The organism is Microbacterium sp. 69-7, from assembly GCF_001897985.1.
GTDB classification, from domain to species: Bacteria; Actinomycetota; Actinomycetes; order Actinomycetales; family Microbacteriaceae; genus Microbacterium; species Microbacterium laevaniformans.
In genome coordinates this window covers 1-13050 of record NZ_MKRU01000042.1, presented here as the reverse complement: position 1 = coordinate 13050, position 13050 = coordinate 1, and the positions used below count along the sequence as shown (strand labels likewise).

Annotated in this window: 11 protein-coding genes; 7 read left to right on the top strand and 4 right to left on the bottom strand. The window is 70.7% G+C overall.

Going from position 1 to position 13050, the window contains the following annotated elements:
- Positions 1-157: 157 nt before the first annotated feature.
- The 3 genes from BGN98_RS04095 to BGN98_RS04085 are packed head-to-tail and all read left to right on the top strand — an operon-like array spanning position 158 to position 5983.
- Positions 158-763, top strand: coding sequence for a hypothetical protein (locus tag BGN98_RS04095; protein ID WP_231860825.1), 606 nt, complete (start codon positions 158-160; stop codon positions 761-763).
- A gap of 1 nt (position 764) precedes the next feature.
- Complete coding sequence (locus tag BGN98_RS04090; RefSeq protein ID WP_288119740.1) at positions 765-4694, top strand: Pls/PosA family non-ribosomal peptide synthetase; 3930 nt, start codon at positions 765-767, stop codon at positions 4692-4694.
- Positions 4691-5983, top strand: a complete 1293-nt coding sequence (locus tag BGN98_RS04085) for a M1 family metallopeptidase (protein ID WP_288119738.1) — start codon at positions 4691-4693, stop codon at positions 5981-5983. The genes BGN98_RS04090 and BGN98_RS04085 overlap by 4 nt, the downstream gene beginning before the upstream one ends.
- A gap of 25 nt (positions 5984-6008) precedes the next feature.
- Here BGN98_RS04085 and BGN98_RS04080 read toward each other — a convergent pair whose 3' ends face one another.
- From BGN98_RS04080 to BGN98_RS04065, 4 genes are all read right to left on the bottom strand, one after another.
- Positions 6009-6557 (bottom strand): chemotaxis protein CheY, encoded by a 549-nt coding sequence (locus tag BGN98_RS04080; RefSeq protein WP_288119736.1) that lies wholly within the window; start codon positions 6555-6557, stop codon positions 6009-6011.
- Between the two features lie 3 nt (positions 6558-6560).
- A complete protein-coding gene (locus BGN98_RS04075) occupies positions 6561-7499 on the bottom strand; it encodes an NUDIX hydrolase (protein ID WP_016464484.1) in 939 nt (312 codons plus the stop codon).
- The gene (locus BGN98_RS04070) at positions 7496-9664 is read right to left on the bottom strand and encodes an RNA degradosome polyphosphate kinase (RefSeq protein WP_288119734.1); all 2169 of its coding nucleotides are present in this window, start codon (positions 9662-9664) and stop codon (positions 7496-7498) included. The genes BGN98_RS04075 and BGN98_RS04070 overlap by 4 nt, the downstream gene beginning before the upstream one ends.
- Positions 9665-9735: 71 nt before the next feature.
- On the bottom strand, positions 9736-10434 hold the full coding sequence (locus BGN98_RS04065; RefSeq protein ID WP_005051145.1) for a response regulator transcription factor: 699 nt from the start codon (positions 10432-10434) through the stop codon (positions 9736-9738).
- A gap of 126 nt (positions 10435-10560) precedes the next feature.
- Between BGN98_RS04065 and BGN98_RS04060 the strand changes: the two genes are divergently transcribed.
- From BGN98_RS04060 to BGN98_RS04045, 4 genes are all read left to right on the top strand, one after another.
- Positions 10561-10848 (top strand): hypothetical protein, encoded by a 288-nt coding sequence (locus tag BGN98_RS04060; RefSeq protein WP_005051143.1) that lies wholly within the window; start codon positions 10561-10563, stop codon positions 10846-10848.
- Positions 10849-10982: 134 nt separating this feature from the next.
- Positions 10983-11588: a nitrobindin family protein gene (locus BGN98_RS04055; protein ID WP_016464487.1), complete on the top strand. Its 606-nt coding sequence runs from the start codon at positions 10983-10985 to the stop codon at positions 11586-11588.
- Between the two features lie 2 nt (positions 11589-11590).
- Complete coding sequence (gene ygfZ, locus BGN98_RS04050; RefSeq protein WP_288119743.1) at positions 11591-12697, top strand: CAF17-like 4Fe-4S cluster assembly/insertion protein YgfZ; 1107 nt, start codon at positions 11591-11593, stop codon at positions 12695-12697.
- A gap of 5 nt (positions 12698-12702) precedes the next feature.
- A partial coding sequence (locus tag BGN98_RS04045) for an aromatic acid exporter family protein (RefSeq protein ID WP_502687809.1) occupies positions 12703-13050 on the top strand: 348 nt, incomplete at its 3' end.

The window sequence follows — 13050 nt, the reverse complement described above, 5'->3', positions numbered from 1 at the left end:
GGTGCAGGGCACGTCCCGACGCTAGACAGCGACTCTTACCGGCCGGCGGTGCAGAGGTGAACGAGAGGTTAACGATCGCGAGCGATCGCGTGCGGAACTCGGGCCGCAGGGGCATCGGTTCCCCGTTGGTTAACGTGACACGCCTACGATGTCGGCCATGGGTACGACGAGCAAGAGCGAACGCGCCGCGCGCGATGCCATCACCGACGCTTCCGCGGCGGCCAAGACGGCGGCCAAGACGGCCAAGAACCTCCCGAAGAGGCTGGCGGCCGGGCTCGAGGAGTACATCGAGGAGGCACGCGACGCCGCCGATGTGTCGAAGAAGAAGCTGCGTCGGAAGCCCCGCACGGTGACGAAGCACGCGGAACGCGCGGTGCGGCGCCTGGAACGCGCCGTCGCGAAGGCCGTCGCCGCCGCCGATCGCAAGGCGCGGCTGCGAGCCGAGGCGCGCCGTGCGGCGCAGGAGGCGGAGGCGTCCGCTGCGCGCGCCGCGGCCGAGGTCGCGGAGGCGAAGGCCCTCAAGAAGGCCGCGCGCCGTGCGGAGGCCGCCGCCGCTCGTGCTGAGCTCGACGCGCGTGCGGCCGACGAGGCGCTCGCCGCCGAGCTCGCCGTTCCCACGGACAACGCCGCGCCGCAGTCCGCGGCCGACGATGCGGACCTGACCGCGCTCACCGTCGCACAGCTGCGCGAACGAGCGCGCGCCACGGGTCGGACAGGCTACTCACGCCTGACGAAAGCTCAGCTGATCGACTTGCTCTCCTGACGTGGACGATTCACCTCGAGCGGTCCTCGGTCGCGCGGATGCCGCGGCCCCGGCCCGCACCCTGCTGGACGTGCTGCGCGCCACGGCGCGCGCGTTTCCCGAAGCCTCCGCGATCGACGACGGATCGGGCGCGCTGAGCTACCGCGAGCTGTTGGCGCGGGTCGGCGCCACGGCGGCGCGCCTGCACGAGGCGGGCGTCCGACGCGGTGATCGCATCGGGGTGCGGATGCCGTCGGGGTCGAAGGAGCTGTACATCGCGATCCTCGGCATCCTCGCCGCCGGCGCGGCGTACGTGCCCGTTGACGCGGACGACCCCGACGAACGCGCACAGCTCGTGTTCGGGGAAGCGGCCGTGCGCGGCGTCATCACCGGGACGGGCACGTACGCTCCGGCATCCGGAGAAGCCGTCCTGAACAAGGGACTGTTCGACGGCGAGGCGCCGCACCCCGCGACACAGGCGATCGTGGCGGTGCCTCCGCCGAACGTCGATGACGACGCCTGGATCATCTTCACGTCCGGCTCGACGGGGGTGCCCAAGGGCGTTGCGGTCACTCACCGCGCGGCGGCCGCCTTCGTCGATGCCGAGGCCCGACTGTTCGTTCCCCACGCGCTGCTGGGTCCCGACGACCGTGTGCTCGCCGGGCTGTCGGTCGCCTTCGACGCCTCGTGCGAGGAGATGTGGCTCGCCTGGCGTCACGGTGCGTGTCTCGTCCCGGCCCCACGATCGCTCGTGCGCTCCGGCGAGGATCTCGCACCATGGCTGCTGCGCCAGGGCATCACGGTTGTCTCTACGGTGCCCACCCTGGCCGCGATGTGGCCGGCGGAGTCCATCGAGAATGTGCGCCTGCTCATCTTCGGCGGCGAGGCGTGCCCGCCCGAGCTCGCCGCTCGCCTGGTCGCCGAGGGACGCGAGGTGTGGAACACGTACGGCCCCACCGAAGCGACGGTCGTGGCGTGCGCGGCTCCGCTCGACGGGTCGGTGCCGGTGCGCATCGGCCTTCCGCTGGACGGGTGGACGCTTGCGGTGGTCGATGGCGACGGACAGCTCGTCGGCGAGGGAGGCGTCGGCGAGCTGATCATCGGCGGCGTGGGTCTCGCGCGCTACCTCGACCCGGCGAAGGATGCCGAGAAGTACGCCCCCTTCCCGACACTCGGCTGGGACCGCGCCTATCGTTCGGGCGACCTCGTCCGTTTCGAGTCCGAAGGCCTCGTCTTCCAGGGCCGCGCCGACGATCAGGTGAAGGTCGGCGGACGACGCATCGAACTCGGTGAGGTGGAGGCCGCCCTGCAGGATCTGCCCGGCGTCACCGGCGCCGCGGCCGCCGTGCGCACCACCGAGGCGGGGGTGCCCGTTCTCGTCGGCTACCTCGCGGCGCCTGCAGACTTCGACCGTCTCGCGGCGCGGGCGGATCTGGCGGCGCGTCTGCCGGCTCCCATGGTGCCGCTGCTGGCCGTGGTCGACGAGCTACCCGTGCGAACGTCGGGCAAGGTCGACCGCGCCGCCCTGCCGTGGCCGCTGCCGAACGTGGAGCTTCCGGCATCCGATCTCTCACCGGGGGAGGCGTGGCTCGCCCAGCAGTGGCACGCGGTACTCGGCATGCCGGTCGTCGACCGCAAGACCGACTTCTTCGATCTCGGCGGCGGGTCACTCGCCGCGGCGCAGCTCGTGTCCCGGATCCGCACGCGCGTGCCCGAGTTCTCCGTCGCCGACATCTACGACGTGCCGCGACTGGGGGCGATGGCCAAAGCCCTCGGCACCGGTCTGCAGGAGGATGCCCCTGCCACATTCCACCGTCCGGAGCCGACGCCGCGACGGGCCCAGTGGGCGCAGACGCTGCTCGCGGTGCCGCTGTTCATCCTCTCCGGCATCCGGTGGATGCTCTACCTGCTCACGGCATCCGCCGTCCTGCGGCTCTTCCCCGGGTTCGACGTGCTGCCCGAAGCACCACTTCCCCTTCTTGCCATCGGACTGCTCGTGTTCGCGACGCCGTTCGGGCGCATGGCGATCGCGGCGGCATCCGCCCGACTGCTGTTGAGGGGCGTGCGACCGGGCGACTATCCGCGCGGCGGCTGGGTGCACATCCGGCTGTGGTTGGCAGAGCAGATCGCCGACCAGGTGGATGCCGTGGGGCTGGCCGGAGCGCCGTGGGTCAGCTACTACGCCCGTGCCCTCGGCGCCCGCATCGGCACCGGTGTCGACCTGCATGCGCTGCCGCCCATCACCGGCATGCTCGAGATCGGAGACGGTGCCGCGATCGAACCCGAGGTGGATCTGTCGGGGTACTGGATCGACGGTGATGTCGTCCGTATCGGCGCCATCCGCATCGGCGCCGGCGCCACCGTGGGCTCGCGCAGCACGCTCGCTCCCGGCACCCGCATCGGCCGCCGCGCCGAGATCGCGCCCGGCTCCGCCGTCTTCGGACGGGTGCGCGCCGACCAGACCTGGGCCGGCTCGCCGGCGGTCCGCGTGGGCGGGAAGTCCGCGAAGTGGCCGGCCGAGCGGGCACCCGCGCCCACCCGCTGGCTCTGGGCGTACGCCGCCTCCGCGCTCGCCCTCGCGCTGCTGCCGCTGGTGGCGTTCGCCGCGGGCGCGCTCGTCGTTGCCCGCGGCATCGCCGGCGCGGCCTCGCTCCTCGAGGCGCTCGGCGGGGCGATGGCATGGCTCGTTCCCGGCGTCGTGGTCGCGGGCGTCGTCTTCGCCGGTGTCGTCGTCGTGACGGTTCGCCTGCTCTCGATCGGGCTGAACGAGGGCGTGCATCCGGTGCGCAGCCGGGTCGGCTGGCAGGCGTGGACCATCGAGCGCCTGCTGGACTCGGCGCGAACGATCCTGTTCCCGCTGTACTCGAGTCTGTTCACTCCCGTGTGGCTGCGCCTGCTCGGCGCGCAGGTCGGCCGTGATGTCGAAGCCTCCACGGTGCTGCTCCTTCCGTCGCTGACCCGCATCGAAGACGGCGCCTTCCTCGCCGACGACACCATGGTGGCTTCCTACGAGCTGCACGGCGGCTGGATGCGCCTCGGGCCGGTGCGCATCGGAAAGCGCGCCTTCCTCGGCAATTCCGGGATGGCGGCGCCCGGACACCGCGTTCCGCGGGACGGACTCGTCGCGGTGCTCTCGGCGGCACCGGTCAAGGCCAAACCGGGCTCATCGTGGCTCGGATCACCCGCCGTGCGCCTCCGGCGCCGCTCCGCCGAAGGCGACGAGTCCCGCACGTATCAGCCGCCGGTGCGCCTGCGCGTCGCCCGGGCGCTGTGGGAGCTCGGACGATTCGTGCCGGTCGTGGTCACGTGTGCGCTGGGCCTGGTCGTCGTCGTGACGCTCGCCGCGTTGATCGACGTCGTCGGACTCGGCGGCGCGATCCTGCTGTCGGGAATCGTCATGCTCGCCGCCGGCGCGGTCGCCGCCGCGATCTCCACCGCGGCGAAATGGCTGATCGTCGGTCCGATCCGCGCGGGCGAACAGCCGCTCTGGTCCAGCTTCGTCTGGCGCACCGAGGTCTCCGACACCTTCACCGAGATGGTCGCAGCCCCCTGGTTCGCCCGGGCGGCGGCGGGGACTCCCGCGCTGGCGGTCTGGCTGCGTTCGCTGGGTTCGACCGTCGGTCGCGGCGTCTGGTGCGACAGCTACTGGTTACCGGAGCCCGATCTGGTCACCCTGGGCGACGGATCGACGGTCAATCGGGGATGCGTCGTGCAGACGCACCTGTTCCATGATCGAATCATGAGCATGGACACCGTCGAACTCGAGGCCGGAGCCACGCTCGGCCCCCACAGTGTCATCCTCCCCGCCGCCCGCATCGCCGCCCACGCGACCGTGGGCCCGGCATCCCTCGTGATGCGCGGCGAGACGGTTCCCCTCGGCTCGCGGTGGAGCGGCAACCCCATCGGCCCCTGGCACGCGGTCAAGGTGCGCGCCTACCAGTCCACCTCGTGAGCGGGCACGACCCGTACGCGCCCGAAAGCGGCGATCCTTCGTTCGACGTCGACTCGTACGACGTGGAGATCGACTATCGCGTGCGCACCAACCGCCTCGAGGGGCGGGCGACGCTCAACGCCGTGGCGGCCATCGCGGTGTCGGCCGTGAGTGTCGACCTCGTGGGCCTGCGTGCGACGAGGGTGCGGGTCGACGGCGATCGGCGCACCCGGTTCTCGCAGGGCCCGCGGAAGCTGCGGGTCACGCTGCCGCATCGGCTGCAGCCGGGGGAGCGGTTCTCCATCGAGATCGTCTATGCCGGCGCGCCCGCACCGCGTCGTTCCCGCTGGGGCACGATCGGGTGGGAGGAGCTCGAGGACGGCGCCCTGGTGGCGTCGCAGCCGACCGGCGCTCCGACGTGGTTACCCTGCAACGACCGCCCCGACGCACGCGCGCCGATGCGTCTGTCGGTGACGACGGATGCCGGGTACCTGCCGGTCCTCACCGGCCGCCCGACCGGCACGACGACGGCGGGCGGTCGGGTCACGGTGACGTCCGAGTCGACCGTGCCCGTGGCCACGTACCTCGTCGCGGTGCACGTCGGCCCCTACGAGCAGACCGCGCTCGAAGGCGGCGAGGGTGTGCGGGTGTTCGCTCCGGCTGAACTGCGCCGCGACGTGACGCGGGCGTTCGCCGACGTTCCGCGCATGCTGGCACTGTTCGACGACTCCTTCGGGCCGTATCCGCAGGAAGCCTGCACACTTGTCGTGACACCGGACGAGCTGGAGATCCCGCTCGAGGCTCAGGGGCTCGCGGTCTTCGGCAGCAACCATCTGGTCCCCGACGAGCAGCGGCTGATCGCGCACGAGCTCGCCCACCAGTGGTTCGGCAACAGCGTCGGCATCGGCCGCTGGCAGGACATCTGGCTCAACGAGGGCTTCGCCTGCTTCGCCGAGTGGCTCTGGTTCGAGCGCTCCGGCGCGGCGAGCGTCGCCGAGAAGGCGGCGAAGCACCACGCTCGTCTGCGGGCGCTGCCGCAGGACCTCGTGCTGTCCGACCCGGGTCCGGACCTGATGTTCGACGACCGGGTCTACAAGCGCGGCGCCCTCACCCTGTATGCCCTGCGATGCGCTGTCGGCACTGCGGTGTTCACACGGGTGCTGCACGAATGGGTGGCGACCTACCGGCACGCCCTCGCGACGACCGACGATTTCCGCGCGCTGGCCGCCCGCGTCGCCGGTCGCGACCTCGACGACGTCTTCACGCCGTGGCTCGACCGCGTCGAGCTGCCCCCGCTGCCGCGCCCGTAGCGGTCACGAGAGCGGCAGCCCCGCCTCATCTGGCGCTCATCGGCACCGTGTCGACCACTGTGTCGACCACTGCGGCAGAGAGGAGGATCCCCGGCGGGCCGTCGAGATCCACGCCGTGAACGGTCGTCGCCACCCCGGGAACATCGGCGAACCAGTGAGCCCCGTCGGCAGACTCCTCGAGCGCGACGGATGCCGCATCGATCCGCAGTCCCGTGCCGACGGCCTTCAGCGCGGCCTCGACCCTCACCCACCGGCGCACCCCACCCGGAACACCGCCGGCGGCTTCGCGGACCGTGTCGTGGAGCGGTTCCGCGTCGATGGCGAAGCCCCCACCGACGCCCGGCACAACGCCGACCACAGCGAAACGCCCGGCGTAGGTCACCCCCGCTCGCCACGCGGCATCCTCCACCCGCACCGGGCCATGCGGGCCGCCGCACTGCGGACACGGGTTCGTCAGTCGCACCTCCGCCACCGCTTCCGCGCGCAGAAGGTCGCGGATCAGCCCCCACGCCACCGCCCGTCGGCCGTCGCGCGAGGCGGGGGCCGGCGCCCACGCCAGGCGGAGCCCTTCCACGGTCTACAGCTTCGGCTCGTGCGTCTCGATCGCGATGATGCCCGAGCCGGGGTTCGTGGCCGACAGGTGTACGACCGAGAAGGCTCCCGTCTCCAGCGCGGAGGCGCTGCCGAGATACGACCCGTGGAGCGTGCCCGTTGCCAGTGCCAGCTCCGCCATGATCCCGGGAAGCACCGGACCGTGGCTGCAGAGCACGGCGGGTTTGCGGGAACGCACGCGTCGTCCGATCACCGCGCGCACATCCGATGTCCCGTCCTCCCACGCGTCCTGACTGAGCGCGCTCGTGCGATGGATCTTCTTGCCGAGGGCGGCGGCCAGCGGCGTCACGGTCGTCACGCAACGCACCGCGTCGCTCGAGACGATCTTGCGCACTCCGAACGCCCGGAGCGGTCCCACGGCGGCGGCGGCCTGCTTCGCTCCGCGCGTGGTGAGCGGTCGCGCGGCATCCGTGCCGTCCCAGTCCGCCCGGTCCAGCGCTTTCGCGTGACGCAGCACCACGATCGGGAAGGTCGCCAGCACGCCGTCGTCGACGTAGCGCAGGAACTCCTCCATGATCTCCACGTCGACCGGATACGACAGCTTGGCGAGCGCCTTGCGCGGCGAGAGCCACTCGATCGCGGCGATCTCCTTGTTGGGGACGAACGCGGACGCGCGGATCGCGGCATCCGTCGCCTCGGCCGACCAGTAGTGGACGATCTTCTGCCGCTTGTTGGGCATCCGGTAGCGCGAGACGCCGACGGGGATGCCGAGGGCCACCTGGATGCCGGTCTCCTCGAAGATCTCGCGCACGGCGGTCTCGGCCAGGCTCTCTCCGGGATCGACCTTGCCCTTCGGGATCGTCACATCGGCGTAGGCCGTGCGGTGGATCACGAGGACGCGGAGTTTGCCGTCGACGACGCGCCACACCACGCCACCGGCTGCGTAGACGGCAGTCTCGGTCATCGCACCGCCCGAGCCCGACGTCGGCGCTGCACCTGCGCCATCGTGCGGTCCTGCAGGTCGACGAGAGGCTTGCCGTCGGCATTCGTGCTGTGGCGCTTCCACTCGCCGCTGTCCTCGAGGTGCCACGAGCTCGTCTCGTCGCTCATCGCGAGGTCGAACAGATCGACGAGCTCCTTGATCTGCGCGGGCGCCACCACGCGCACGAGCGCTTCGACGCGGCGGTCGAGGTTGCGGTGCATCATGTCGGCGCTGCCGATGAACACCTGAGGAACGCCGGCGCCGGCGAAGGCGAAGATCCGCGAGTGCTCGAGGTAGCGGCCCAGGATCGAGCGCACGGTGATGTTGTCGCTCACGCCCGCCAGACCGACCTTCAAGGAGCAGATGCCGCGCACCCACACGTCGACGCGGACACCGGCCTGGCTCGCCCGGTAGAGGGCGTCGATGATCTGCTCGTCCACCATCGAGTTGACCTTGATGCGGATGTGTGCCGGCTTGCCCTCCAGGGCGTGGCGGCGCTCGTTCTCGATCTGACGCAGCAGCCCCTTGCGCAGGTGCAACGGTGCCACCAGCAGGCGCTTGAACTTCTTCTCGATCGCGTAGCCGCTGAGCTCGTTGAACAGGCGTGTGAGGTCGCGGCCCACCTGCTCGTCGGCGGTGAACAGGCCGAAGTCCTCGTAGATGCGGCTGGTCTTGGGGTTGTAATTGCCGGTGCCGATGTGGCTGTAGCTGCGCAGCATGCCGTCTTCCTCGCGGATCACGTGCAGCAACTTGCAGTGCGTTTTCAGACCCACCAGGCCGTAGACGACGTGCACGCCCGCCTTCTCGAGCTTGCGCGCCCAGACGATGTTCGCGGCTTCGTCGAAGCGCGCCTTGACCTCCACGAGGGCGAGCACCTGCTTGCCGCGCTCGGCGGCGTCGATGAGCGCCTGGACGATGGGGCTGTCGCCCGAGGTGCGGTAGAGCGTCTGTTTGATGGCGAGCACGTGCGGGTCGCGCGCGGCCTGCTCGAGGAAGCTCACGACGCTCGTCGTGAACGACTCGTACGGGTGATGCACGAGCACGTCGCCCTTGCGGATCGCGGTGAAGAAGTCGGCACGGCCGTTCTGCTCGAGGGGCTGGAACGCCGGCGCCGTCGTCGGCACGTGCGCGGGGAAGTGCAGCTCCGGCCGGTCGATGCGGGCGAGGTCGAACAGTCCGCGCAGGTCGAGGTGACCGGGCAGACGGTACACCTCCTGCTCGGTGATGTCGAGCTCGGCGATCAGCAGGTCGAGGGTCACATCGTCCATGTCCTCGGTCACCTCGAGGCGGATCGGCGGCCCGAACCGGCGGCGCAGCAGCTCGGCTTCGAGGGCCTGGATGAGGTTCTCGGTCTCGTCCTCCTCGATGACCACGTCCTCGTTGCGGGTCAGGCGGAACGTGTGATGCTCGAGGATCTCCATTCCCGGGAACAGGTCGCCGAGGTGGTTCGCGATCAGCTGCTCCAACGGCAGGTAGCGCGCCCGACCGGGCTTGCCGGGCAGCGCGACGAACCGGGGGAGCATAGGCGGCACCTTCAGGCGCGCGAACTCCTGCCGCCCGGTCTTCGCGTTGCGGATGCGGATGGCGAGATTCAGCGACAAACCGGAGATGTAGGGGAAGGGGTGAGCCGTGTCGACGGCGAGGGGCATGAGCACCGGGAACACCTGCGACTGGAAGTAGTCGTAGAGATCCTCGCGGTCCTCGTCCGACAGGTCGTCCCAGGAGACCACCTCGATGCCCGCCGCGGCCAGGGCCGGCTGGACCACGTCGAGCCAGACTCCGGCCTGGCGCAACTGCAGTGCGTGGGCGGCATCCGAAATGTCGGCCAAGACGTCCTGCGGGGCGCGACCGACGTTCGTCGGCACGGCGAGACCGGTGACGATACGGCGCTTCAGACCGGCCACGCGCACCATGAAGAACTCGTCGAGGTTGCTGGCGAAGATCGCGAGGAAGTTGGCGCGCTCGAGGACCGGCAACGACGGGTCTTCCGCGAGCTCCAGCACCCGCTGGTTGAACGCGAGCCAGCTGAGCTCGCGGTCCATGTAGCGGTGCTCGGGAAGCTGGGCGTCGCCGGCTTCGACCATCTCGTCGAAGTCGTCGTCGTCCTCGTCGCCCAGCCCGGTGTCCAGAACGTCGGTGTCGATCATTCCCTCATCATGTCAGTGCCAGGTGACCGCCGCGTTAACCGCGTCGTCGCCGCCCGGCCCGACAGTCGTCATCACGCCTGGCTCGCCTCGCGGGAGGTCGGGATCTGGTCGTCCTCGTACACGTTGAACCGGTACCCCACGTTGCGCACGGTGCCGATGAGCTGCTCGAGGTCACCGAGCTTGGCGCGCAGGCGTCGCACGTGCACGTCGACCGTCCTCGTGCCGCCGAAGTAGTCGTAACCCCACACCTCGCTCAGCAGCTGCTCTCGCGTGAACACACGCGACGGATGCGTCGCGAAGAAGTGGAGCAGCTGGAACTCCTTGTAGGTGAGATCCAGAGGCTTGCCGTGCACCTTGGCCGAGTAGGACGATTCATCGATCGTGATACCGGAGGTCTGAATGCGGCTGGAGACCTGGGATGCGGATTGGCGTCCGACCGCCAGCCGGATGCGCGCGTCGACCTCGGCGGGGCCGGCACCGACGAGGATCACGTCGTCGATGCCCCAGTCCGTCGACACCGCGGTGAGGCCCCCCTCGGTCACGACGAGCACCAGCGGTGCGTCCAGGCCCGTCGTGTTGAGGATCTTGCACAGCGACTTCGCCCCGACCAGGTCGGCGCGGGCGTCGACGAAGATGACATCCGAGCTCGGCGCGTTCACGAGCTGGGCCGGCTCGGCGGGAATCTGCCGGACGCGATGGCTGAGCAGCTCGAGCGCAGGCAGGACGGGGCCCCCGCCCGGGGCGGAACTCAAGACGAGAAGCTGAGCCAATGGGGGTCCCTTCCGGTTCGGATGCCCCCGAACCGTGCCCCCATCTTAGAACCCGCTCGCACAGGCGCCGTGCGCGGGTGGCTCGGCCGACGTGCGCGGAGTGCGCGCGTCAGTGACAATGGGAGGATGACGCTTCCTGGATTGGCGCCCCGCGCCGAGTACGGCGGCATCGTCGGAGTCTGGGCCGCCGGCGCGGTGATCGCGATCGTGATCGGCGTCGTCGCTCCGGGCGAGTGGCGCGCCGCATGGATGCCGGTGGGCATGGCCGCCTGCCTCATCCTCGCCTTCGTCGTGCAACTGGTGCAGGGACACTCGCAGGGCTTCGTGCGTCGGGTGGCGCTGAGCACTCTCGGTGCGTTCGTGGTGATGGGCCTGATCGGGCTCGGTCTCGGACTCTCCAGCATGTTCGCGTGACGGTAGAGTGAGGACATGGACCTGCTCGCGCTCGAACTCTTCTTCGTCGGGTTGCTCGCGCTCGCCTCGCTCGCGATCGTCTTCGTGTCGGGTGTCGTGATCAAGAACCTCTACCGCGGCCAGCGCTGATCGGCATGATCGACCTGCCGACCGACCTGCCGGCCGATCTCGTTCCGCTCTCGTGGCTGCTCGGCGTCTGGGAAGGCACCGGCGTCATCGACTATGAGGCCGACGGTGTCGCCTTCCGCGGCGAGTTCGCCCATCGGGTGAGCTTCAGCCATGACGGCGGCGACTACGTCAACTACGCGGCGAACGCCTGGTTCGTCGCCGATGACGAGTCCCGCACCCCTCTCGTGGCCGAGACCGGGTACTGGCGCCTCGCTCGCCCGCTCGAGCAGGCCGACGCCGGCCCGGCACTGCTGCCGCCGTCGGCGGTACGCGACGCCTCGCGCACGGCCGACGACGTCGAGGCTCTTCGCAATGCGGAGGGCGGCTTCGATCTCGAGGTCGCCATCGTCCACTCCGACGGCATCAGCGAGCTCTACGTGGGGCAGGTGCGCGGTCCGCGCATCGACCTGGCGACGGATGCCGTGGTGCGCCCCGCGAGTGCGAAGGTCTACACCGCGGCGACCCGGATGTACGGCCTCGTCGACGGTCATCTGCTCTGGGCATGGGACATCGCCGCGCTCGGCGGCGAACTCGGTTCGCACGCGTCGGCGCGACTGGCGCGGGCCGAGTGAGCATGTCCGACCTGCGTCCGTCTGAGCCCACCGCCAGCCCCTTCGCCATCGTTCCCGGTGCCGTCGTCGACGAGCGTGGGCTGGCGCATGTGGCCGCGCCCGCGCGTGAGCAGCGTGATCTCATCGCCGGACGCGCACTCGCGCCCCTCGAAGACCGGGTCGTGCTCGCGGTCGACGGCGTCGACCGCCTCAGCTGGCTGGATTCCATCACCTCGCAGGCGCTCACGGCGCTCGCACCGGGAACCAGCACCGAGCTGCTCGTGCTCGACCCGCAGGGCCACGTCGAACACGCCGCGGGAGTCGTGGACGACGGTGAGCGCACGTGGCTGATCGTCGATCGGTCCCGCTCCGCGGCGCTCGTGACGTGGCTCAGTCGCATGCGGTTCCGGTTGCGGGTAGAGCCGCAGGACCTCTCGGAGGAGGTGCGCGTCATCGGCGGCACCGCGCAAGCGGTTGCTGCGCTCGACGCGCTCGCGATCTGGGACGACCCGTGGCCTGCGGTCGGCACCGGCGGGTGGGGATACGCCCCCGCCGACCCGCACCCGGGGGAGTCGTACGACTGGGCGGAGGCGATCGTGCCGGTCGATGCGGCGTCCCGCCTCGCCGAGGCCGCGGCATCCGGTGATCAGCCCGTCGCCGGATGGATGGCCGTCGATGCCGTCCGCGTCGCCGCCTGGCGTCCTCGCGCCGCGACCGAGGCCGACGGACGGGCGCTGCCGCACGAGGCCGACTGGCTGCGTACGGCGGTGCACCTGGACAAGGGCTGCTACCGCGGCCAGGAGACCGTCGCGAAGGTGCACAACCTCGGTCATCCGCCGCGCCGGCTCGTCGCGCTGCAGCTGGATGGCAGCGACGCCGACCTGCCGGTGGGGGGCGCCGAGGTCTTCCTCGGCGACGAGGTGGTCGGCGCGGTGACCTCCGTCGCACGCCACTTCGAGGAGGGGCCGATCGCGCTTGCATACGTCAAGCGCACGGTTCCGGTCGAGGCTGATCTGACGGTCGCGGTGGACGAGGGGCGCATCGCGGCGGCGCAGGAGGTCATCGTTCCGCCCGACGCTGGGCGCACCGCATCGATCCCGCGGATGCCGCGGCTCTCCCGGCGCCGCTGAGCACGGTGACGTCCGCGCCGCCGCCCTCGGAACGCCCCGGGAACACGGCTGCGCAGACCGCCGCCATCCCGACCGGGTGGCGTTCCCGCTGGCATCCGCGTGTCGGCATCGACCGCGTCATCGTGTCGGCTCCTGCGATCGCGCAGATCGTGATCGCAGCGACCGCGGCGTTCTCGTTCGCCCATTACGTGCTCGGTCACGCGGCGCCCCTGCTGGCGGCCACCGTCACGGTCTCGAGCCTCGGTCTCGTGAGGGACGCCCGACCGCGCCGGGTGCTGGAGACGGTGATCGGAATGGTCGTCGGAATCCTCGTCGCGGAGCTGATCGTGTTCGTCGCGGGCATCGGGTGGTGG